The organism is Ignavibacteriota bacterium (assembly GCA_016716225.1).
Taxonomy (GTDB): Bacteria; Bacteroidota; Ignavibacteria; order Ignavibacteriales; family Melioribacteraceae.
Window position 1 is genome coordinate 40,190 of sequence record JADJWT010000001.1, and the last position, 19,839, is coordinate 60,028.

Annotated in this window: 21 protein-coding genes; 7 read left to right on the forward strand and 14 right to left on the reverse strand. The window is 29.9% G+C overall.

Going from position 1 to position 19,839, the window contains the following annotated elements; all coding sequences use genetic code 11:
- Nucleotide 1: 1 nt before the first annotated feature.
- From IPM32_00140 to IPM32_00165, 6 genes are all read left to right on the forward strand, one after another.
- Nucleotides 2-1,345 carry a TolC family protein gene (locus IPM32_00140; GenBank protein ID MBK8943653.1) on the forward strand — a complete coding sequence of 448 codons (1,344 nt, stop codon included), beginning with the start codon at nt 2-4 and terminating at the stop codon, nt 1,343-1,345.
- A 115-nt stretch (nt 1,346-1,460) separates the two neighbouring features.
- The gene (locus IPM32_00145; GenBank protein MBK8943654.1) at nt 1,461-2,618 is read left to right on the forward strand and encodes an efflux RND transporter periplasmic adaptor subunit; all 1,158 of its coding nucleotides are present in this window, start codon (nt 1,461-1,463) and stop codon (nt 2,616-2,618) included.
- Between the two features lie 53 nt (nt 2,619-2,671).
- Nucleotides 2,672-3,016, forward strand: a complete 345-nt coding sequence (locus IPM32_00150; protein MBK8943655.1) for a hypothetical protein — start codon at nt 2,672-2,674, stop codon at nt 3,014-3,016.
- A gap of 24 nt (nt 3,017-3,040) precedes the next feature.
- Entirely contained in the window at nt 3,041-3,673 is a 633-nt protein-coding gene (locus IPM32_00155) for a hypothetical protein (protein MBK8943656.1), read from the forward strand.
- A 481-nt stretch (nt 3,674-4,154) separates the two neighbouring features.
- On the forward strand, nt 4,155-5,729 hold the full coding sequence (locus IPM32_00160) for a T9SS type A sorting domain-containing protein (GenBank protein ID MBK8943657.1): 1,575 nt from the start codon (nt 4,155-4,157) through the stop codon (nt 5,727-5,729).
- 600 nt (nt 5,730-6,329) lie between these two features.
- Nucleotides 6,330-6,677 carry a hypothetical protein gene (locus tag IPM32_00165; GenBank protein MBK8943658.1) on the forward strand — a complete coding sequence of 116 codons (348 nt, stop codon included), beginning with the start codon at nt 6,330-6,332 and terminating at the stop codon, nt 6,675-6,677.
- A gap of 37 nt (nt 6,678-6,714) precedes the next feature.
- On the opposite strand, the gene IPM32_00170 is transcribed toward IPM32_00165, so the two are convergent.
- The 6 genes from IPM32_00170 to IPM32_00195 all read right to left on the reverse strand — a co-directional run bounded on the left by IPM32_00170 (nt 6,715) and on the right by IPM32_00195 (nt 10,555).
- Nucleotides 6,715-7,062: a DHCW motif cupin fold protein gene (locus tag IPM32_00170; GenBank protein ID MBK8943659.1), complete on the reverse strand. Its 348-nt coding sequence runs from the start codon at nt 7,060-7,062 to the stop codon at nt 6,715-6,717.
- Between the two features lie 164 nt (nt 7,063-7,226).
- Entirely contained in the window at nt 7,227-8,048 is an 822-nt protein-coding gene (locus IPM32_00175) for a C-GCAxxG-C-C family protein (protein MBK8943660.1), read from the reverse strand.
- 491 nt (nt 8,049-8,539) lie between these two features.
- A complete protein-coding gene (locus tag IPM32_00180) occupies nt 8,540-8,914 on the reverse strand; it encodes a hypothetical protein (protein MBK8943661.1) in 375 nt (124 codons plus the stop codon).
- Entirely contained in the window at nt 8,911-9,462 is a 552-nt protein-coding gene (locus IPM32_00185; GenBank protein ID MBK8943662.1) for a sigma-70 family RNA polymerase sigma factor, read from the reverse strand. The genes IPM32_00180 and IPM32_00185 overlap by 4 nt, the downstream gene beginning before the upstream one ends.
- 13 nt (nt 9,463-9,475) lie before the next feature.
- Nucleotides 9,476-9,811 (reverse strand): hypothetical protein, encoded by a 336-nt coding sequence (locus IPM32_00190; protein MBK8943663.1) that lies wholly within the window; start codon nt 9,809-9,811, stop codon nt 9,476-9,478.
- Nucleotides 9,812-10,105: 294 nt separating this feature from the next.
- Nucleotides 10,106-10,555 (reverse strand): hypothetical protein, encoded by a 450-nt coding sequence (locus IPM32_00195; protein MBK8943664.1) that lies wholly within the window; start codon nt 10,553-10,555, stop codon nt 10,106-10,108.
- Nucleotides 10,556-10,846: 291 nt separating this feature from the next.
- Here IPM32_00195 and IPM32_00200 point away from each other — a divergent pair, with 291 nt between their 5' ends.
- A complete protein-coding gene (locus IPM32_00200) occupies nt 10,847-11,863 on the forward strand; it encodes an IS110 family transposase (GenBank protein ID MBK8943665.1) in 1,017 nt (338 codons plus the stop codon).
- 439 nt (nt 11,864-12,302) lie between these two features.
- Here the strand turns inward: IPM32_00200 and IPM32_00205 are convergent, their stop codons facing one another.
- The 8 genes from IPM32_00205 to IPM32_00240 all read right to left on the reverse strand — a co-directional run bounded on the left by IPM32_00205 (nt 12,303) and on the right by IPM32_00240 (nt 19,607).
- Complete coding sequence (locus IPM32_00205; protein ID MBK8943666.1) at nt 12,303-12,935, reverse strand: hypothetical protein; 633 nt, start codon at nt 12,933-12,935, stop codon at nt 12,303-12,305.
- Nucleotides 12,936-13,090: 155 nt separating this feature from the next.
- The gene (locus tag IPM32_00210; GenBank protein ID MBK8943667.1) at nt 13,091-13,426 is read right to left on the reverse strand and encodes a hypothetical protein; all 336 of its coding nucleotides are present in this window, start codon (nt 13,424-13,426) and stop codon (nt 13,091-13,093) included.
- A 328-nt stretch (nt 13,427-13,754) separates the two neighbouring features.
- A complete protein-coding gene (locus IPM32_00215; GenBank protein MBK8943668.1) occupies nt 13,755-13,934 on the reverse strand; it encodes a hypothetical protein in 180 nt (59 codons plus the stop codon).
- Between the two features lie 121 nt (nt 13,935-14,055).
- On the reverse strand, nt 14,056-15,075 hold the full coding sequence (locus IPM32_00220) for a hypothetical protein (protein ID MBK8943669.1): 1,020 nt from the start codon (nt 15,073-15,075) through the stop codon (nt 14,056-14,058).
- Between the two features lie 131 nt (nt 15,076-15,206).
- Nucleotides 15,207-16,232: a hypothetical protein gene (locus tag IPM32_00225; protein MBK8943670.1), complete on the reverse strand. Its 1,026-nt coding sequence runs from the start codon at nt 16,230-16,232 to the stop codon at nt 15,207-15,209.
- 209 nt (nt 16,233-16,441) lie between these two features.
- On the reverse strand, nt 16,442-16,657 hold the full coding sequence (locus IPM32_00230; GenBank protein MBK8943671.1) for a KTSC domain-containing protein: 216 nt from the start codon (nt 16,655-16,657) through the stop codon (nt 16,442-16,444).
- On the reverse strand, nt 16,657-18,417 hold the full coding sequence (locus tag IPM32_00235) for a DUF853 family protein (GenBank protein MBK8943672.1): 1,761 nt from the start codon (nt 18,415-18,417) through the stop codon (nt 16,657-16,659). Before IPM32_00235 ends, IPM32_00230 begins: the two co-directional genes overlap by 1 nt.
- Nucleotides 18,414-19,607, reverse strand: a complete 1,194-nt coding sequence (locus IPM32_00240; GenBank protein MBK8943673.1) for an SIR2 family protein — start codon at nt 19,605-19,607, stop codon at nt 18,414-18,416. Before IPM32_00240 ends, IPM32_00235 begins: the two co-directional genes overlap by 4 nt.
- Nucleotides 19,608-19,839 lie beyond the last annotated feature (232 nt).

A 19,839-nucleotide genomic window follows, 5' to 3' on the forward strand; every position in this document is an offset into this window, starting at 1 on the left:
CATGAATAATCATAAATTAAAAATGAAAAATACTATTATAAATCTCTTATTAATAATATTAATATTGTTGATAAGCAGTAAATTTAAAGCACAGTCAATAGATTCATTGGTTAATGAAGCAATTGCAAATAACCCTCAGTTAAAATCACTTCAATTTAAAATAAAATCTTCTGAGTTTAGAAGTGAATCGATCAATTTTCTTCCTCCGCCTAATCTATCTGTTGAATTTTCTCAAATACCTGTGAATGAATATAATATTATTAATCAATCAATATCTAACAGCATTGCTCTTTCACAGATGTTCCCGCTTGGTGGTAAATTAAGTGCAATGTCTGAAGTAGAAAAAAAAAATACACGGGTTGAAGGTGATAACTTTGATGCTTATAAGGTTAGTCTAATTGCACAGGTGAAAATGTCTTACTTCAATTTGTGGCTTATTGATAGAAAGATTGAAATACAAAAAAGTAATATTTCTTTATTAAAAGATTTTGCCAGATCTATTGAAGTTGCATTTTATACAAACAGAATCATTCAGGCTGATTTACTTAGTATCCAGAGTGAAATTGCTTCAAATGATGCACAGCTTTTAATTGCTGAAAAACAAAGAGAAGCAGCGATTTATACACTAAATAAATTTCTGGGTAGGAATCTGAACTCAAAAGATGTTTTTGCTATCGAAGACTTTGAAGTTGATTCATTAGTTTTTAATCAATCTCAATTGGAAGAGATATTAAATAATTCAAATCCATCATTAACAAAAATGAACAATATGATTGATATGAATAAAGCAATGATAATTGCAAATAATAAAGAATTGATTCCGGACTTAATGGTACAGGGAATGTTGATGAGAATGCCAAAAGGTATGGTTCTTACTTCATCATCAGATTTAACAATGCTTGAACCTAAAACAGAGATTATGTATTCATTAATGTTTTCAATCAATTTGCCGTTTGCACCTTGGTCAATTGGTAAATTAAAAAATAAAGAGGAAGAACTGGTTTCAGGTATAAACAGTATTGAGCAAGAAAAAATTGATATGCAGAGAGATATGTATGCAAAACTAAAAGAAGTTTTAGTTAAATATAATACTGCAATTGAACTTACAAAACTGTATGATAAAAATGTGATTCCTCTATACATAAACGCATCTGAATCCCAGACTACTGCATACCAGAATGGTAAAACTGGAATAAGCACAGTTCTTGATTCTTACAGGATGCTTCTTATGCAAAAGATGAATTATTATATGTCTAAAGCAGATGTTCAAATGTCTCTTGCAGAAGTAGAAATGATGGTTGGTTCAAATCTTAAAAATCTATTGTTATCGGAAGGAAATTATTAAAATGAAAATAACAAAATATTTATTAATCACATTCACCCTTATTTACTTATTTGTATTTGCTTGTACTAATACCGATGAGACTAACAATAAAACAAATGGATACTGGACTTGCACAATGCACCCTCAGGTTCATAAAGACGGACCTGGCGCTTGTCCTATATGTAATATGGATTTAATTAAAAAAGTTGTTGATGATATGACTGACGATTCTAATAAATCAGATATGGAAGGAATGATAACTCTAAGTACTGATAAACTGGTACTGGCAAATGTCTCAACCATAAAGATTAGAGCTGAAAGATTGAATAAGGAATTATCAGCTTACAGTTATCTTGATTTTGTTGAACAGAATCGTAAAACCATTCCCGCCAAATTCAATGGAAGAATAGAAAAATTATTTGTCAATAAAACAGGTGATTATATTAAAAAAGGACAAGCACTGTTTGAAATTTACAGCCCGGATCTAGTGCAGGCTCAGTACGATTATTTAATATTATTAAACAATAACAAAAATCAAAATAATGATTTGGTTGAATCATCAATTAAAAAGATGGAGTTGTTGGGATTTACATCAAGTCAAATTGAAGAAATTAAGAACTCTGGTAAAGCAAATCTAACGGTAACATATTACTCGCCAGTAAGTGGTACTGTTATTGAAAAGAAAGTTCAGGAAGGAATGTATGTTAATGAAGGTTCAGCTATTTATGAATTAGCTGAACTTTCAAATTTGTGGAATATTTCCGAAGTAAATGAATCTGATCTTTCAGCAATTAAGCTTGGAAGTAGAGTAAAATTAAAATTAAAATCGTACCCGGGTGAAGAGTTCATCGGTAAAGTTTCTTTTATTTATCCTGTAATAAACCCCCAAACCAGATCAGTTAAAGTTCGTAGTGAATTTTCAAGTCTTAACAGTAAACTTAAACCTCAAATGTATGGTGAAACTATTTTCTATTCTGATAACGGTACTGGATTATTAGTTCCTGCCAATGCAGTAATATTTTCGGGTAACATTAATGTAGTATGGGTAAAAACTTCTGATGGAATGTTTGAAGCCCGTAAAGTTGAGATTGGTGAAAAGTACGGAGATAAGTACCAAATTATATCTGGATTAAATGTAGCAGACGAAATTGCTGCAAGCGGTGGATTTTTAATCGATTCTGAAAGCCAGTTAAAAACTGGTATGCCTACAAGCCATCAGCACAATGAAGATAATACTCCAACAAAACAATCAAAATCCACTGATGGAATGGAAGGAATGGATATGCCGGAATAAAAGGATTAAGTCATTAACTAAAACATACTTATAAACTAACAAAGGATTCTATTATGAAAAACATAATATCAAAAATCAGCACAACATCTATTCTTACATGTGTACTCCTTCTCAGTTTCATCGCTGTAGGCTGCGGTCAAGATAATCACAAAGGACATGATCATAATTCAATGAAAGAAAATATTACTCAAGTGGATTCATCGCTTATTAGAACTGGTATTATCGATTTACAATCTATTGATGCAAATAAGGATGGAATGGTCTATCAAGATCCAATGGATTGGAATGTTATTTCTGATGAACCCGGTAAATGCCCACTATGCAAAATGACACTTAAAGAAGTCACGCTCGAAGACGCAAAAGTAAACTTAATAGACAATGGATTTAAAGTAAAATAAATAATTTTAATAATAGGAGATAATATGAACATACAAAAATCTATCATGAATTTATTCATCTTCACTGCACTTTCATTCTTGTTGAGCGGAACAATTTTAGCACAGCATCAGCATGGTAGCGATTCAATTCAAACCGAAAAGAAGAAAATGAACTGTTGTAAAACCATGAATGGCTCTAATCACGAAATGAAATCTGAAAAAACTGAAATAGGTGAAAAAAATAATATTGATCTGGGAATCATTGATAAAAACAAAGATGGAAAAGTATATCAGTGCCCAATGTGTGCGGATCAGATTGCCGATGATCCGGGAGAATGTTCTAAGTGCGGAATGGATCTAAAGGAAGTATCAATAGATAATGCACAACAAGTTCTTGATAAAAATGGTCATGAGATGATTCACTCGAAAATGATGGATAATGATATTAAGGATACTGATTATGAAAAAATTGATATGAAAAAGAACAATATAGTTCGTGAGGATGAGATCCATTTGATGGCTATTGATAAAAATAAAGACGGTAAAGTATTCCAATGCCCAATGCACTTTGATCAAATTTCTGATAAATCTGGTGAATGCGCGGAATGTGGAATGAAACTCAAAGAAATATCAACAAAAGAAGTGCATGAAAAATTAAAAAAATATAATCATAAATAAACTTTATTCAATAAAATATTTTTAATCAAATGGAGAATAAGATGAAAAACTCAATAAATAATATTTCCCTTTGAGAACAATTGGGATATTTATTTCTTGCTAATTCAGATGAATTCTCTATTAAAAATTCGTTTACTGTAAGCGTTGGCTTTGGATACATATTTGGTTTGGGAGAACACTAAATTCTATTAGCTTTCAATTCATTAAATAATAGAATAAAAAACTCAGCCTCCCCTCTGCAATTGGCAATGGTTTCTGTTACTGGTTTGTATGGTGGTGTAATAGCTCATTAATTAAAAATATTATAGGACAACAAAAAATAAAAAATCTTTAGGAGGCGTAATTGTTGAAGATATTAATGTTCATATTAATTGCAATATTACTTGGCTTTTTAATTTTTAGGAAAGTCATCAAAGCAAGTAAAGGTGATGACTGCTGCAGATAGTACAAATAAATATTAATTTAATAAATAGAGGTATTTATGTTAAAAGTAAAACCAAAGAAAGTTCGAAAAATTTTGTTTATAGAATTATTGATATTTTTTTTCATTTCGGGCCTTAATTTAAAAGCTCAACACTATTATTCAGGAGATTTTAATCCTGATTCATTAAAAGATGTTACTGTAACTGGAACAGTAATTATTGATTCAAATTATGAACATTCATTTTATTATTTAGATGAAAATAATGATGGTAGCAAAGATTATATTTTGAACTTTGGTCCCAATTGGTATTTACCGGATGAAGGAAATGCAGTTCGACCAACAAATGGAGAGTCAATAACAATCACTGGAGGAATGCATGTAATGTTTGATAGTTTGAATGTAATTGTTGTCTATCAAATTAATGGAGAATTTTGGAGAGATCCGTTTGAACCAATGTGGAATAATATGGGAAATCATTCACACAATGGAACTCATCATCAAGGTGATTGTAATGGATATGCATTCGGTTTTGATCATGATTCTTTAAATTCGATTAACTTATTTGGAACCACAATAATTGACTCAACTTTTATTTTTGATTCATATTATTTGGATACAAATAACGATTCAATTCCGGATTATTTTTTAAATTTTGGACCGCCTTGGTATGAACCAAATTCAAATATTCAAAAACCTAAAAATGGAGATGAAATTTCAATTGTTGGTGGAATGTTAGAAAATAATTCAATTCCAATGATAATTGTGTACCTATTAAATGGATTAGATTGGAGAGATTCAAATTCAGTTGGTCCACTTTTAGGTGGAGGTTGGGCTCAAAGAAACATGACAGACTCATTTTTTGTTCATTCAACTTTTGATGATGAAGATTATATGAATATTCAACCTGGTTGGTACAATGGTGGTCGAATGCACGGCGGTGGAATGATGACAGATTCATTATTTTTTCAAATCATGGAAGTATTTCCGCACGATATTCCTTTTTCAGAAAATGAAAACATTTTTGCCGGATACGAAATTGGTGTGTTTCAGCCCAATGGTTCAAATAATATGTGGAACAGCGGTGGTTGCGGTGGAATGATGAATTTTAATTCAAATATTAATTTTCAATTGCATTTTAATAACAAGCAGTTAAATGGGTCTAATTGGTCACTAGAAAATATTAAGGCAAAATATTGGGATGCTCAAACTTTAAATTGGGAAGAAATTTCAAATGCCATAGTCGATTTAAATAATAGTTCGGTCAGTTTCAGTTTCAATACATTAAGTAACTTTATAATCTTAACTTCCAACTCAGTTACTTCTATTAGTAATAGTGTTAACAATCAAGTAGGTAACAAATATGAATTGTATCAAAATTATCCAAATCCGTTTAATCCAACTACAACTATAAAATATAGTATTCCTTTAAATGAAAAACATGGAACAACAAAGGTAAAGTTGATTGTTTATGATGTTTTAGGAAAAATAGTTGCCACACTGGTTAACGAAAGACAAAATTCTGGTAATAATGAAGTAATTTTTAATGCTAACAATTTACCAAGCGGAATTTATTTTTACGAATTAAAAATCGGTAATTATGTAGATGTTAAGAAAATGATATTAATTAAATAGAACCAATGGTTCCCTCAGTGAGTTAAAATTAATCGCAAAAACCTGAGGTAAAGATGGAACTGAGAGGAGCAGAAAGAAAGCAGAGAGAAATAAAAAGCAGCGAGGGGAGTTCATCTGGGAGTTAAAAAACTCATATGAGCTTTCCCCAAAGCTAAGTGAATAAATACTAATAACAGCCAAAGAAAGTTTGATGCATTTTCAAGAAATGAAGAATATATTTTTCTATATTGGATTTGTTCTAAAACTATTTTAATTCGACAATAAATATGAAAATAGTAATCTTAATTCTTTTATTTTTTATAAATAATTCAATAAATAGGGTTTATTTAATCATTTGTATTACTGTAAAGTGTTCTCTTTTTTATTATAAGAATAATTTACAACAAATCTGCTGAGAATTAGTTTTATCATGGGGGCTTTCTATGAAACTCCTATTAGAATATTTATTTATGCAATGATGTTGCTGTGAATTATTGAAGAAATGTTACAAAATTTTTCTTGGCACAAACAGAGTGATTTTTATTTTTAATTAGCATGTTTTGTTTAAATGTCTTTAATTAGAATGAAGTAAATTTTATTTTTATAAAAATGAGGATTTTTATGAAACGAGTAATTTATCTTTTTGTTATTACTTTTGGTTTAATGTTACTTGGTTGTTCAAATTGCGATGGAGAAAATCCAACTATTAAATTAGTAAATAACGGAACCGGAAAGGCAGATATCCAAATTAAAACTTCTGGCGGTAATACCGAGAATATTAATAATATTTTAGTTGGAAGTGCATCCTCAAAAAGATCTTTTGATGAAGGCAACATTGAATTTACAATTAATATTCAAGGAGTTAATGAGCCAATTGTTTATAATTTAAAAGTCTCATCTTGCCGCGATTATGTTGTAAGAATAAATGTTGATAATTCTGTTGAAGGTTCTTCTTCAGAAAGGGACTAATACAATTCTATGATTTTGAGATAACAGAAAAATATTTTTAAGCTTTTAAAAAATCACCGTCAATGATTAATAATTTTACTCCATTCTCAGATATTGATCGGTGCGAACTTAAATTATCGGTAACGACATACGTCATTCCTTTTGTAAGAATAAACTTTTCTCCATTTTCAAGTTCTGAAATAAATTCACCTTCCAAACAATGAACAATATGCACTTTTGTACACCAATGATCCGCAATATATCCTTTCGAATATTCCACTAATCTTATTCGTAAACCGCCAAACTGTTTTGTTTGCCAAAATGCAGTTCCAGAAGTTCCCGCATGTTCACTTTTTAATATTTCTTCCCAATCAATTACTTCAAAAGGAATACTTGCATTATCCATCTTCAAATCCTCAAAATACTTTTTATCACAATCCTAAAATTTATAACATTCTTTTGGGTCTATATCTGCAATTAGATTGGCTAGTCAACTTATTTATATATACTATCAGCTCTGTTTCTTTTAATTGGATATTTTCTGATTAGGTTTTACTTGTTTTTTGTTTACTATACCTTACCAAGTAAATTAATTATTCTATTACATCCGCCATTCTTAATAAACTCCGTATGCTCGTTTATTGTTTTAAATTGCTGTCTACAAATTTTCGAACACTCCATTTTATAATCTGTTTCTTTAAGAAATATTTCTTTTATATTCTCTATTGAAAGATCTTTTAACGAATACTTATAATCATGCTGTTTTACTCTCTGAAACGTTTTATACCATATTGCAGCACCCAATGCACCGCAAGCATTGCCGCTTAACCCTAAGCCTCCGGCAAACCCGGCAACCAATACAATTTCTTCATTACTGCCTCCCATCATTCGTACTACTTCAGAAGCACAACTTATTGGAATTTCTGGTAAATCAGTGAGTTGTTGAGATAATCCAATTTTTGCAGTTTTAATTGCTTCGGGTGCCCACCTATCTGCTAAATTAAAACACCTAATTGGTTTTCCGCTAATTAAATATTTCGCTAACCCATATTTACTATTAAAATCACAATTAGTAATAACAGAACAATTCGCACTTTTTGCTCTATCTATAAACGATTCCAAAATAATTTGGGTTGCATTTATTGCCTGAGCGATAGCTTGTCCAATATCATCATGTCTTCGAAAAGCTTCCGCACCAACACCTAAAACGGCACCCCATAGCATCCCGCATTGATAACCTTCTTGAGATAATCCACCAGCCAGTGGATCTGAAGCTTGTTCTGCATGTTCTTTAAGATAACCGAATTCCCGGTTAATTATATAAAAGAATGTATGAGAGCATGCTCCTTTCTTTAAAAAGACTCTTTTAGTATCGCTTTTTTTAGTTTTCATCATATTTTAAATTATTTTTTAAATTCAACTCTCATCAATATTATTAGATTTACTACAAATGTAAAATCTATTTATCTTAAATGTGTTGCACTTGTCTACCATAGGCAGAAATAACAGAGTTTATCCCGATTACTATCGGGAATGTCCTAAAAAGACAACCAATAAACATCGAATGATTAAATTTACTTAGCCGTTTTTATTTTTATCTGCAAACAAGACGATTAACTTTTTTGAACAATCTATTTATTTCAAAATATCTTTGCCAACTTTTTACAAATTCCCATCAAAGACAACATCAGTCGGTTTAAGCTATCGGTTATGTACCTTGATGGTGTTATATATTGCATTTATCGGTACCAGCAATTAAAATGTTGTACATTTTGAAGTCTTGCATTGTATAACTTTGTCGTTAAAAAAACTGATTAAATGTATTTATCAAAAGCCTATGTACTATTCGCACAATATTTTATATATGTATTAGGTTTATTAAATTATATAATTTCTTTCTTCAAAAATAAATCCATCAAATAAAGTAGGCAAAATGAAAACAAGATTGAAACCGTGACCGGATGCCATAATAAAATCGACATCATTTCAATCGAATGAATAACATTGTTAATCTGTCCAAAATGAGCCCAAGAAAAAATTAATGTAACTAATGAAAATAGAATAGATAAAGCAACATATAATATCACTGGAATTAGAAATGCTATATCACCCGAATTTGAAGTGGTTATTTTATTAACATTTATTTCCGTAATTTTTTCAAGAGTTTCTTGTGTAAAATTGGGATTTGAAATATGTTTAAACTCAGAAGATAATATTTCACTGATGAATTCTTTATCTTTTATATTTTTTGTTTTCATATCAATTCTTTTAAATCACTTTTTAGTGATGTACTAAGTCCATTGTATAATTTTAACCTTGCTCTTTGTAATAAAACTTTTAAATAGTTTTTTTTCTTTTCTACAATTTTTGAAATTTCTTTTAAACTCATATCCTCATAGTAATAAAGTGAAAGTATGGTATAATCAAGTTCATTTAACTTTGCTAAAGCTTCATTTATCAAAAGTTTTCGGTCATAAGCATCAAGATTATTAATTGCACACTCAATTTGATTACTTTCAAAGTTCTCTGTTAAATTATCATCAATTTCTACAGTTAGATGTTTCTTATACCTTATTGAAGATATAGCCGTATTATAAACTATCCGGTAAAACCAAGTTGAAAACTGGCTTTTATTTTTGAATTTATTCAATCCTTTAAATGCTTTAACAAATGAATCTTGAACAATCTCTTCAGCGTCTTGTTCGTTTTTAGAGATTTTTAAGGCTATATTAAAAGCTAAACCTTTGTATTTGTTAATTATAACTGAATAATCAAAATTCTGATTGTTATTTTGGTTAATTAACATTCACAATCAAAATCTATTTCATTTCTGATTTGTGAAAATACACAAGCATAATTCCACAAATAGCCAAGATCATTGTTGAATATGCAACAAAGTTTGGAATATCTAATGTTAAGTTGAGTATATATCCAATAAATACACCAAGTGCAACACTAATTAACAATAATCCGATTTTTAAACTACTTTTTTGATTCTGTGGTTGGGGGTCAAATCGTGAAGGATCGATTCCCTTTTCAATTAAGGCAGATTTTTCTTTGTTTATATTCTGTTTATTCAAGTAGTCAAGGTAAATTGACCAGCCGACGAATATCATTCCAAAAATTGGTATTAAATATTTAATATTTTCGTTCATATATCCCCTATCATTAAATTTTATTGTCAATTAGTTAGACGCTATTATTTATCTACCGGTATCAATTTGTTGGAGATATTTTTGATTTAAAAAATCTAACTGGGTCCTAATTAAAATAATACCATTGCTTGTGATATTTCAGTTATTATTCAATGCATTTATCAAGATAGCAATTCTTCAATTTTTTAACTTTTAACGCGTCTATCGAGGTTAGAAATTACGGAGTTTATTCCGCTTCATATCAGGGGTCGTTTGCTGTCTCGCTTGTTTTTAGCGGGGATTTGTATGTTATGGTTACTTTTTATTTCTTGAAAAGGTGACTTCTAATATTGTTTCATAATTGCTTTCATCTTTGGGATAATTCATTTTCAGTACAATTTTGTCATTGTCAATTTTATTAAATATTTGGACTAATAAACTATCATGCCAATTCAATGCTAATGTATTTTCATTTATAAAATTACATGTAGCTATCATAAACTCTCCAGAATCTTCAAACCACCAATACCGATATATTTCAGTTCTTTTATCCCAAACAAATATTGCATGTGCAGAACTTTCTGTTTTTGATAACTTTGCATGATAATCAAAAGTGACATATTTATTGTTCAATATTCTCTTGAATTCCCCTTTCCCTTCACCAAAATCATTTTCGCTATACTGAGTTTTTGGTACTATATATTTTAAATTCCATGTTCCAAGCATAAAATTAAATTTATCCATTGGATCTAATATTTCATACATGCTTTCTCTCTTTTATAGTAGATATAACTCCGTTGCCGCTAATCAGCAGCCCAGAATAGCAATGCCAATTAACAGCAATAACTTTTATTTATAAAAATGTTTCTTAGAAAAACTCACCTTAAAAAGTAACCAAGCTTTGCATATACAACTTTAGAATTAATAAAATGCCGCACTGAAATTATTTTACCCCGGACTTGATTCGGGGCTGTCCGTGTTGAGCGGCGTGATATTTCCAATAAGTAAAAATAAGATTATGTTAGAAATAACATTAACAGCAATTGGAGGTATCAAATGTATTACACCGGTATCGATCTTCACAAGTTTACTTCATATCTAACAACTGTTGATTCATCCGGTAAAATTATCAAGGAACAAAACATTAAGAATATAGATCATAATTTTGTTCAATATTTTTCTGATCTTGGAACTGAGAATTTAACAACTGTTGAATCCACAATGACTTGGTATTGGTTAGATGATTTACTCAATTCTCTAAAAATACCATTAGTCCTTGCCCATGCTAAATATGTTAAAGCTATTGCTTATGCCAAAGTTAAAACCGATAAAGTTGATTCTCACACTCTTGCTCAACTCCTTCGTATGGATTACATTCCAGAAGCTTATAAAATTTCTAATCAAAACAGAACTCTCAGAGATGCTCTTAGAGCTAGATTAAAAATAGTTCAACGTCATACTTCCGTTACTAACTCCATGCATTTGCTTTTAGCTAAATTTAACTTCGATAATCCATCTCAGCTAATCGGTATCTCTAAATACCAATATCAACAATTAGCAAACTTAGAATCATTACTCAATGATCAAATACTTGATCTTGAAAAACAACTTTATCCAGACCTAATTCCTAATGAAGACATTCAACGATTACTCTGGATTCCCGGTATTGGGAAGATAAATGCTTTCAACATTGTTTTAGAAGTTGATGATATTAACCGGTTTGAATCTGTTAACAACTTCTATTCTTACTGCCGTTTAACTCCTTCTGCTCGAAACTCAGCCGGAAAAGCTAAACAACGTTCCTCTAAAGATGGAAACAAATATCTTAAGGTTGTTTTCTCTGATGCTGCTGTTCATGCTATTCAATATTACCCAGTAATAAGAAAATACAATAATTCTTTAATGAGAAAAAAGAATAAACAGATAGCTAAAACTATTATTGCTAAAGAAATTGCGAATATTGTTTTTCATGTACTAAAATATAAAACTAACTTTAACAATAAATTTAAGGGTAAGGTTTTAGAACACACTAAATCTTTACAATGGCCACGAGTTGTAAGCCCCTACGCATAACTGATTACTGCTACACCGTAATCCTCGCGCTGGATTGGGAAACAACTCGTTTGCCTATTAAATATCTGAGATTGTTCCTTTTTTATTTTGGAACACCTAACATTATTTTTGTTAGTAAGCTCCTTAAGAGGTTTGGTTGCCATCTATTTGGATAACCTTTAATGATATTCTGGCTTTATTTGTTGTTTATTTTAGTTTATCAAATTTATGCACCTATGGTGTAGAACTTTTTTTAACAATTTATTTTTGTGATAAATTCTTTCACCCTCTTGACTTTTTACTTATTTAAGAGGTTTGGTTGCCATCTATTTGGATAACCTTTAATGATATTCTGGCTTTATTTGTTGTTTATTTTAGTTTATCAAATTTATGCACCTATGGTGTAGAACTTTTTTTAACAATTTATTTTTGTGATAAATTCTTTCACCCTCTTGACTTTTTACTTATTTAAGAGGTTAGCATGCTTTATTGTTAATTTGATTGTCTTTTCCATTGTTAATTTTGTAATATAATATTCAGCTACAATCAGTCCCAGGCCACCTACAAAAATTATTATATATATCATTGTCATAGTAATTTCAAAATTTAATCCTAACATCCCTTGAATTTCTTTGCCGATTTCTTTTTCTGTCAATGCAATAATGGCAGTTGAAATACAAATTAATGTCATTATTAGGCTGGTAAATAATGATACTCTATTCATTATTTTTGTTTCTATTTCTGTTTTAATTTCTCTAAAACATATTCTCTTACCAAAGTAATATCCAGCAACCATTCCTAATGAAGTATTGAACAATGGAAAACCCATAAAAAATCCATATATGCCAATATTATAAATTAGATAAATTAAAAAGAGAAACCATAAAGCAAGTTCATATCTTTTATTAATCCAATTCTTTAAGAATTTAAAATCAATTATGAACCCAAGTAATAATCCAAATATTAAATAAAATAAAACTCTACTTTCATTTTTATCAATATAAAACCATAGAAATGAAAATATTAATCCAAGAATAAATGGGAATGTAAATCCAATTAAAAATCCAAAAAACGTCTTTTCAAAACTTTTCATTTTATCTCAATTTTTAATTCCTTTACTGCATGATAACGGTGTCGCAATTGTCTACCGAGGGTAGAAACGTACGTTTTGTTTTTGTTCTTTGAAATCATCTATATCTTTTTATTGACTTTTATCACAGTACCTGGTTATACGGTTTTTATATTTAATTATTTTCTATTTTCAATTTTGAAAAATTTACCAAGTATAAATCCCAAAAAAGATCCTAAAATAATAGTCATAATAAAGATTGGTATTAAGCTCATTGGATTATGCCACCCTATTATAAATGCGGAAGGAACTAAAGTCAAAAACGAATAAAGGAGACCTTTTAGCACATAATTTAATTGTAATGCTGAAGTAGAAACAAAAAAACCAACGATCACCCACATTGAGAAAGCACCCAAATTTGCATCCCAAGTTAAATTCTGTAAAATCATTGGAATAACGTCAATGACCCCAGCTATTCCCCCACAAAGTATTCCCCAACGAATTTTATTTTTCATAGATGTCTATCCGCTCTAATTCTAAAAGTCCGTTTGTAATATTTTTTTATACCGTATAACGATTTCTATCTTACGACCTTATAAAAAAAATATTAAAAAATGATATTTAATAAGTGTGCCCTTTCTCTTCTCCCGAAGGGATGGATTAACAAAATTATATTTTTAATTTTCCCAAAATAAAAATAATCAGTCAACAAAATGAACACCAAGTTATAAGAAAAATGCATATTATAAACGCAAATATATTTAACAATATTAACCTATTTTCACACTTTTTAAAAAGTTGTCATTAGCATTTGCTAATTAGGCAGTACGTGGCAAAATTGTCCTATATTGATTTATCTTTTCGCCATGCTAGCAAAAACGCAATATTAAATACAATTGAAAGACCGGTAAAAAGACCGATGAAAAAGGAAACTGGTGCATTATCCTTAACAAAATGATTAAGTAAAATGCTGACAGCTAACGAAAATTGGCCAGCAACGAGATAGATGTTTTTGTTTTTCATATTTCATTTCCCAAATAGCGTGACAATTGTCTACCGTAGGTAGAAACGTCCGTTTGTTTTCGTTCTTTGAAATCATCTACAACTTTTTATTGACTTTTATCACAGTACCTGCTTAGCAAGCTTATTTTATTTTAATTTCTCTCCTTGCTCCCCCAACACTCAGTCCTTTATATTTTTCAAGCATGAATAAAATTGGTTTATCTATAATAACACCTTTTTTACTTGTGACTATATATTCTGGTTGCCATTTATTTGATTTGGTTTTAAAAATAAAACATATTTTTGTAGGTTCGAGATCAGAGATATTCTCAATAAAATTGCATGCTGAAAAAGTTGCTTCAGGAATAGATTCAATAGCAACATCAATATTATCAGCATTTTTATTATCAACAACCAAAAATATTTTACATTTTTTATATTCAGATTCAATTTCAGCAATAACTCGATTATAATTTTTATTTAACAATTTTATGAAAAAGTGTTTTTTTAAATAATAATAAAATTCATCTATTATTTTTACAGTTCGTTCTCCATAAGTTTCTAATATTTTTTTTGAAAAGGGATTGGCGAGTAAAAGAAATATTGTGGAGACAATTGTAAAAGTTGCGATAGGTTCTGCGGCTTTATAAAATCTATCTTCTATCGTTCTCGGAGAAAATTTAGGAAAATTTCTTATAAGATCATCATAATCATTTTTTTCAATTGAATAACTATCTAATGCTAAGTATATTTCAAAATTTTCTGTGACATTATTTACTTTAAAAAATGAAGATATATTACTTAAAGAACTTAATCTAGTAAGTTTATCTTGATCGTAAATTCCGGTAATTCCATAAACAAAATATTCATCATCTTCCGAATCATAAAATAATTTACAATCTATTACTCTTCCAATTGGAGGATAACTATTATCATGACCTAATAAAGTATAAAATGGTTCTTTTTGTACTTTTTCAACATATTTTTCTAAAAACTTCTTGGGAAGCTTTTCCCCTTGAGAATCTTTATTAGTTGTTACATATATACCTTCCATTAATTCTTTAAATTCTTCTTCAGGAAATAATTTAAGGTTTTCAATATTTGATTTTATTATTGAACTATATTCTTTAAGTATCTTGTTATGTTTTTCAAAGTAGTCCATTTAATCCACTTAATTTTTTTTTTGCTTGCTAACGGTGGCGCACTTGTCTACCGCTAGTTAGATACATGCGTTATGTTTTTATTCTTTGAAATCATCAATAACTTTATATTTACTTTTGTCACTGTACCTGGTTAACCAGTTCTTTCTAAAAAGTTAGACAACCAATCCTCATCTAACTTTAACTTTATCATTCTTTGAATACCACCAATCTTTCCAGATATATGTATAAATGAAAATCTTTCTCTTTTTATATTAGCAATTTCAGTCCTATCATTTAGCTCATCAAGAACATGCACAATTTCCTTGGGTAAATTGAATTCTAATTTGAAATAATCAGGCGAATTGGAGTTAATAAAACTTGGAGAAAAATACCAAGAACTACGGTCATAACTATAGATTTTACATTTAATTTCATCTGTTTCAGCAAACAAGTTTGCAGGCAAAGATCTCTCAGAGATTAGGTGAAGAGGGTAACGCCCTTGTAACATACCGAAATATGAACCATTAATGCGGTTAAAATTATTCTTTATTTCATCTACCTTAGAACGGCCGCTTTCAGAAAATATTTCAGAATATTGATTTTGATTGGCTATTATACTTGCAAAATCATTACGCAATACTTTAATGCTTTCAATATTCTCAATATTTATAAAATCTACTTCTTCAAGAGATAAAAGAGTATCAGAAATTGGCTGCATTATTGGGACATATTCGTATGTTATCAAAAATATTTGGTGTGCAATTGAAAAACGCTGGGCACCTAAAGTATAATTACTTGTTGAAAATATTGCAGAATGATAATTAAATCGTTGCACTTGCAATTCGCTATCAGTCCCCGTTCTATAAGTAAAATAGTTTTCTTGTATATCTTTTAATACGCCTAAAGCATTTCTTGGTATTTCTATCCCAACAGAACGGTTGTGTTTATAGCATTTTGCTTCAAGTAACAATCTCAATGGATACATAAAAGCGGGTGTGTAGGTTAATGAAGCAAGTGCATCTATTTGATGCCATTCTCCTCTTCCACATACTTCTATACCAGAGTGACTATTTCTAATCCCATCACCAGATGAATTAATTGTTTCATAGCCAACATTATCAAGCAATTTTAGTATTAACTCTTCAAGTAGTGCACCACGAATTTGAGATAAGGTCATAAATTTACTCTATGTTATTAAACTAGCTAACTTAGATGCCGATAATCGGCTCCCCGGAACAGTAATGCCACTTAATTTACAACTGCCAATTATTTTTAAAACATATATTTTATAGAACTACTTTACAAAGCAACATTGCACGGAAGAACAAAACCAATAATTACAATGTGAAAATGACGTCCGCTTGATTGGCGGGTTAGGCATTTTCTTTAACCAACTCTATTTTCCGTATATTGCCCTTTGATGTTAGCTAAAAAATATTTTCCTAATGAACCAGATGACATAAATTCATAGTAAGTGCTTTCTTGAACATCATAATACTGCCAAATAGCACCACCATTTTTGAATTCAAGCTCTAAAGTTCCAGAATTAGAATCATAGCCTACACTTGTAATCATAGACGAATCTACATATTCTCTATCCATTAGAATTTTTGCTCCCTAATTCTTTTTATTACAGTTTTATAGTTTTCAATATTCTGTGGATGCTTTTTACTCCAACCATCAACAAGTTCAGGGTCAGAGCTTGTTGGTCTAGGATTGTTTAATTCAATTCTAACTCTAGAAGGAATTTTAATAGCTTCACCAACGATAATTGCTTCCCCAGTCCGCAACGCAGGCAATAGATTTATTAAGCTATTTAGATTGTCTGGAGCCGAATTCTTTACAACAGATTGATCACCCGAATTTGTCAAACGCAAAGCAATAAAAGTTCCAACTTGAGCCAAAATGGTTTCAGATATTTCGGAAGGACGTTGAGATATTACTAATGCACCAAGACCAAATTTTCGCCCCTCTTTAAATATTTTTTCAACAGCTACTTTAGAATAGCTATTGTTTTCATTTTTATTCAAATATGTATGGGCTTCTTCAAATGCTAATAGCAAACATCTGTTTTTCCCAGTGTAAGTTTCATTTCTACCCCAAAACATACTATCATAAACAAATCGTGTGATTAAACCAATCGTAATGTCAAGAACTTCAAAAGGAACATTGCTTAAATCTAAGATAGCTAATTTATTTTCGCTGCCAATCCATTCATTAAGTAAATTACTCAAATCCTTTCTTGAGTCAATGTCTTTGTAATCGCCAGGATTAAACAAGAAATCATAACGACTATCTTTAATTCTTGATAATAATTTTTTTTCATAATTGTAAAAATCTTGATGTTTTGATTTATATGGTTCAGTTGCTCCCATTGTGTAAGGTGTAAATTTAGCACCTAACAAATATTCATAATTGCTTTCTTCTAACAACTTGGCAGTCTCTCTTGTTTGATCATCTTTGTTTGATTTTGAGAATGTAGCATTTAGCCACCAATTCATTTCATACCATATTTTCCTAATATTAAACGGAATTGGAGAATCTGCTGTAATAAAATTAGGATCAATATCCCCATCTTTTAATTTGAAATTTTCTTTTTTGAATTTTGTAATGAGTTCGCGAAATAACCGATGTTCAGGTCTTTGGTCATCCGATGGTTTTGCGCCAACAAGAAAATAAGCTAACTCATCAAAATTCATTAACCAAAAAGGAATGAATAATGGATTTGTGTCATCTTTAATTTTAAATACTGTTGCGTCAGGAAAAGCGGTGGAATATTCTCCGTGTGGATCAACCAAAATTACTCTTGAGCCTTCATAATCATTTAAAATTGCTTTAAGAATACTAACAGTTGTATTAGACTTGCCACTCCCAGTAGAACCTAAAATTGCACTATGTCTTAAAACAAGTTTATGAAGATTCGCATAAACAGAAAGATTCTCTGAAGAAGAATGCTTTCCTATTTCGATAGAGCCAATATCCTTATTACCATAAATATCAAACAGATCTTTTTCGATTACTAAATGAACTTCATCGTTTATAGTTGGATATGTCCCAATACCTTTCTCGAATTCGCTATCGCCAATTTTTTCGCCAACAAGTTGAACGGTCAAATAACGAGAACCTATATCATAGCGAATATTTTCATCTAATTTACTTGGAGTATTACTAACAGATGAAACGATTCCATAAATTATGATATTGCCAATTGGGATTTTCACAAATGTTCCAATTTGACCAATTTTATAAAGTCTACCATTTATTATAGGAGCCGCTGAAGGGATATCATTCGATACTTCAACTTCAATTGTTTCAGAATCCACTCGTATTATTGAGCCCAAATATGTAATGTCATTTTTCATTTTAACGTTTTCTCGATGGTTTCTTTTTTACCAGAATTTATAAGAAGAAAATCAACAAGTTTATTAAAATCACCAATGAGCATTTTATTATTTGCTTCATCCCAATAATGTGCAAATTCTTCATTTGTTTTTAATTCATTCTTATCGAATTTCCATTCACCCAATTCTCCATTTATGATCGCTTTTGTTGGACCATAGACATTTAAATTTAGGTAGGATGCTGTGAGATTGTGAAGTTTTTCAACCTCTTCATCTTTGTAAAAGAACACAATCCCAAATAAACGATTATTTTCACGAAGACAACTAAAAACAATATCGTTTATATGTTGATCGGAAAATGAATATCCAGTAAATATGAAAAGAAGTTCACCATTTGATAAATAATTTTTTAGTCTATCAAAGTATGCTATAAATGGTTGCTTCCTAGAGCTGTCGTATTTATCCTTTGATGGATAAATAACTAATTCGTTTTCATATTTATTAATATCTGCAATCTTTCCGATCCTTATAATCCTTTGTGAATTAACTTTAGTTTCGTTTTTCCAAAACCAACTCAAGGAACCGTGTATCTTCCAAAGTCGTATCCAATTTTTGGTTAGGTCGGTATTGTATATTAAATGGTCAATACTTGATTGTAAAAAGAATGGTTCGTAAGATCCAACGAATCCATCGAAGTAAGGAATTTGATTTGTTTCAAGAGACTTCTCAATTATTAGATCATAATTTGTAGTAAATATTTCCTTAGAAAACTCACGATTTAAAAGACTTAACCAAGCGAAAAATTTTTTTGTTGCATCAAAATTTGCAACTTCTTCTTTAGCTAAAATTATTTTATAAATATTCTTGCAAATTTGAATGTCGGTGTTTTTTGCAGTCTCGCCATTAATTCCTTGATATTCCTTTGACTTTTGTTCATTTGTTAACTCTCGTATTCTACGAAGATGGTTTAATATATCTTCAATGTTTACTTCTCTATCAAGGATAGTTGTTTTTAGTTCCGTTATAAGCAGATTAAAAGTATTTAGTTCATCTTTTTCTAATTGTGAACCTACATCATTTGTAAGTTGCACAATATTTGGGATTCCTAAAGCACAGGAGGAACCAGCACCAAAAAAGAAGCCTATATTCTTTGAATATGAGAGTTGAGTTTTCAATTCTCTTATTTCTCTTACCAGATTAATAACAGACATAATAATTCCGTATTTATTTAAATATTATTTATGTGTATCAATTAACAAAATGCCTAACGATTTCTATCTTACGACCTGAAAAAAATAAAATATTAAAAAATGATATTTAATAAGTGTACCCTTTCTCTTCAAATTATATTTTTAATTTTCCCAAAATAAAAATAAGGAGTCAATATAATGAACACCAAAGTCATCGAAGAAAAAAGGCACTTTGTTCATAACAAAATAATAA

Bases quoted from the DNA above. Each gene is read 5' to 3' on its own strand.
- IPM32_00220 (MBK8943669.1), bottom strand. From the start codon at position 15,075: ATGGACTACTTTGAAAAACATAACAAGATACTTAAAGAATATAGTTCA.
- IPM32_00200 (MBK8943665.1), top strand. From the start codon at position 10,847: ATGTATTACACCGGTATCGATCTTCACAAGTTTACTTCATATCTAACA.
- IPM32_00210 (MBK8943667.1), bottom strand. From the start codon at position 13,426: ATGAAAAATAAAATTCGTTGGGGAATACTTTGTGGGGGAATAGCTGGG.
- IPM32_00225 (MBK8943670.1), bottom strand. From the start codon at position 16,232: ATGACCTTATCTCAAATTCGTGGTGCACTACTTGAAGAGTTAATACTA.
- IPM32_00240 (MBK8943673.1), bottom strand. From the start codon at position 19,607: ATGTCTGTTATTAATCTGGTAAGAGAAATAAGAGAATTGAAAACTCAA.
- IPM32_00170 (MBK8943659.1), bottom strand. From the start codon at position 7,062: ATGGATAATGCAAGTATTCCTTTTGAAGTAATTGATTGGGAAGAAATA.
- IPM32_00190 (MBK8943663.1), bottom strand. From the start codon at position 9,811: ATGAACGAAAATATTAAATATTTAATACCAATTTTTGGAATGATATTC.
- IPM32_00215 (MBK8943668.1), bottom strand. From the start codon at position 13,934: ATGAAAAACAAAAACATCTATCTCGTTGCTGGCCAATTTTCGTTAGCT.
- IPM32_00180 (MBK8943661.1), bottom strand. From the start codon at position 8,914: ATGAAAACAAAAAATATAAAAGATAAAGAATTCATCAGTGAAATATTA.
- IPM32_00175 (MBK8943660.1), bottom strand. From the start codon at position 8,048: ATGAAAACTAAAAAAAGCGATACTAAAAGAGTCTTTTTAAAGAAAGGA.
- IPM32_00145 (MBK8943654.1), top strand. From the start codon at position 1,461: ATGCACCCTCAGGTTCATAAAGACGGACCTGGCGCTTGTCCTATATGT.
- IPM32_00165 (MBK8943658.1), top strand. From the start codon at position 6,330: ATGAAACGAGTAATTTATCTTTTTGTTATTACTTTTGGTTTAATGTTA.
- IPM32_00140 (MBK8943653.1), top strand. From the start codon at position 2: ATGAATAATCATAAATTAAAAATGAAAAATACTATTATAAATCTCTTA.
- IPM32_00195 (MBK8943664.1), bottom strand. From the start codon at position 10,555: ATGTATGAAATATTAGATCCAATGGATAAATTTAATTTTATGCTTGGA.
- IPM32_00230 (MBK8943671.1), bottom strand. From the start codon at position 16,657: ATGGATAGAGAATATGTAGATTCGTCTATGATTACAAGTGTAGGCTAT.
- IPM32_00185 (MBK8943662.1), bottom strand. From the start codon at position 9,462: ATGTTAATTAACCAAAATAACAATCAGAATTTTGATTATTCAGTTATA.
- IPM32_00160 (MBK8943657.1), top strand. From the start codon at position 4,155: ATGTTAAAAGTAAAACCAAAGAAAGTTCGAAAAATTTTGTTTATAGAA.
- IPM32_00235 (MBK8943672.1), bottom strand. From the start codon at position 18,417: ATGAAAAATGACATTACATATTTGGGCTCAATAATACGAGTGGATTCT.
- IPM32_00155 (MBK8943656.1), top strand. From the start codon at position 3,041: ATGAACATACAAAAATCTATCATGAATTTATTCATCTTCACTGCACTT.
- IPM32_00150 (MBK8943655.1), top strand. From the start codon at position 2,672: ATGAAAAACATAATATCAAAAATCAGCACAACATCTATTCTTACATGT.
- IPM32_00205 (MBK8943666.1), bottom strand. From the start codon at position 12,935: ATGAAAAGTTTTGAAAAGACGTTTTTTGGATTTTTAATTGGATTTACA.